At 69.9% G+C, this 2207-nt stretch carries 1 protein-coding gene; it reads right to left on the minus strand.

What is annotated here, in order from left to right:
- Window positions 1-85: 85 nt before the first annotated feature.
- Entirely contained in the window at window positions 86-1909 is a 1824-nt protein-coding gene (locus tag STRIP9103_RS33890; protein ID WP_009328536.1) for a S8 family peptidase, read from the minus strand.
- Window positions 1910-2207 lie beyond the last annotated feature (298 nt).

Consider the following 2207-nt stretch of genomic DNA (forward strand, 5'->3'; position numbering starts at 1 on the left):
CGCCGGCAGTGGGGGGTGGCGGTCGGTCGGCCCGGCTGGTCTTGCCGGGTTTCTGGTCGGCCGGTGTTTCTGGTCGGCCGGGTTCTTAGAAGGTCAGCTTCCAGCTGTTGAGCCGGCCGGTGTCCGCGGAGGCCACGTCCTGGACGCGCAGCTTCCAGGTGCCGTTGGCGGTCTCGCTGGAGGCGTCCACCGAGTAGGTGGTGTTCACGTTGTCGGCGGAGTCCGAGGTGCTGGAGGACTTCAGACGGTAGGTCGAGCCGTCCGGGGCGACGAGGTCGATGACCAGGTCACCGCGGTAGGTGTGGGTGATGTCCACGCCGACCTGGAGGTTCGTGGGCGCGTTGCCGGTGCGGCCGGTCACGGAGATCGAGGACTCGATCGCCGAGCCGTTGTCCGGGATGGAGACGGCCGTGGTGTTGGTGAAGGTGGTGCCCCCCGTGGAGCCGCCGCCGGAGCCGCCGCTCACCGCCTGCACCGTCTTGGCCCCGTCGGCGAGGCCGGCGCCGCAACCGCCCGAGCAGGTACCCGGCAGAGCACGCGCGTTGGTCTTGATCGCGGACTCGATCTGGGCCGGGGTCAGCGAGGAGTTCGCCGACTTCAGCAGCGCGACGAGACCCGCGATGTGCGGGGCGGCCATGCTGGTGCCCTGGTAGTAGGTGTACGTCTCGCTGCCCGGGGACGAGGTGCCCGTGTTCAGCGTGGACAGGATGCCACCGGAAGTGGTGGTCCGGGTCTCGCCGCCGGGGGCCGCGATGTCGACGACCGAGCCGTAGTTGGAGTAGTAGGAGCGCGAGCCGGAGCGGTTGGTGGCCGCCACCGAGATCACGTTGCTGCAGCTGGCCGGCGAGTAGTTGGCCGCGTTGGCGTTGCTGTTGCCCGCCGCGACGACGACCGTGGTGCCGCGGTTCACGGCGGCGTTGATCGCGCTCTGGGTCGCGGTGGAGCAGGCACCGCTGCCACCGAGGCTCATGTTGATGACCTTGGCGACGTTGGCGTTGGCGGGCACACCGGAGACGGTGCCGCCGGAGGCCCAGGTGATGGCGTCGATGATGTCCGAGTCGTAGCCGCCGCACTTGCCGAGCACCCGCAGCGGGGAGACCTTGGCACCGTAGGCGATACCGGCGACACCCTTGCTGTTGTTGGTGACGGCGGCGATCGTGCCGGCGACGTGGGTGCCGTGCCAGGAGGAGGTGGTGGCCTCCCAGTCGGTGGCGCACTCCCCGTCCGAGGTCCAGTCGCCCGGGTCGGCCGGGTTGCTGTCACGGCCGTTGCCGTCGTTGGAGACGGCGGTGTCGGCGATGAAGTCGTAGCCGGCGACGATGTTCGCGGCGAGGTCGGAGTGGGTGACGTAACCGGTGTCGATGACGGCGACCGTCACCCCGGAGCCGTTGACGGAGTCCCAGGCGCCCGGCACGTTCATGCCCGCGGTCGCCTCGAACAGGTCCCACTGCTTGCTGTACTCGGTGTCGTTCGGGGTGGCCAGCGGCTTGTTCAGGCGGTCCGGTACGACATAGGCGACCTGCGGGTCGGCCTGGTACTCGGCCATGACGTCGGCGACGTCCGCCTTGGTCAGGTCCTCGCCCAGGTCGACCAGGGCGGCACCGCTGCCGAGGCGACGCCGGAAGTCCAGGTTCTCGCCGGCCTCCTTGCCCTTGGCCTCGGCGTCGGCGGAGGCGGCCGAGTTCGACTTGGCCTCGGCGGCGCCGGACTTGTAGCCGACAATCAGGCGCTCGGCGACGGTGCCGGGGGCGGCCTCGGTGGCACCGGCGACGGCTGGGGTGGCCTTGGTCTCGGCGGAAGGGGTCTGGGCGACGGCGACGGAGGAGGTCATGCCCGCCACCAGGGCGACGGAGACGGCGGCGACGGATATGAGCTTCCGTCCGGCGGTACGGGGGGTGGAGGTACGCAAGGGCTTCGCCTTTCGTGGCCTGCTCATGCCAGGGGAGGAGCGGCGGTGAAACGCTTCTTCGTCGAAGCGGCGGGGGTCCGGAAAGGGGTGGCGCGAAGGCCGGCCAGGCGCAAGCTGTTGATCAGGGGTTACCTGTGGTTCAGCTGTGCGAGCACACTAGGCAAAGCGCTGGTCATAGGGATACGGGGAAAACCCTCGACCCCCTGCGGAACTCCCCTATCCCGCCCGGCAGTCAGGCCCGGATGTGACGCTTCGCCAGGTTTGCCGACGCTTTGCCGTCGGCCGCCGGATGGCCGGA

Origin of the sequence: Streptomyces ipomoeae 91-03, assembly GCF_000317595.1 — a bacterium.
GTDB lineage: Bacteria > Actinomycetota > Actinomycetes > Streptomycetales > Streptomycetaceae > Streptomyces > Streptomyces ipomoeae.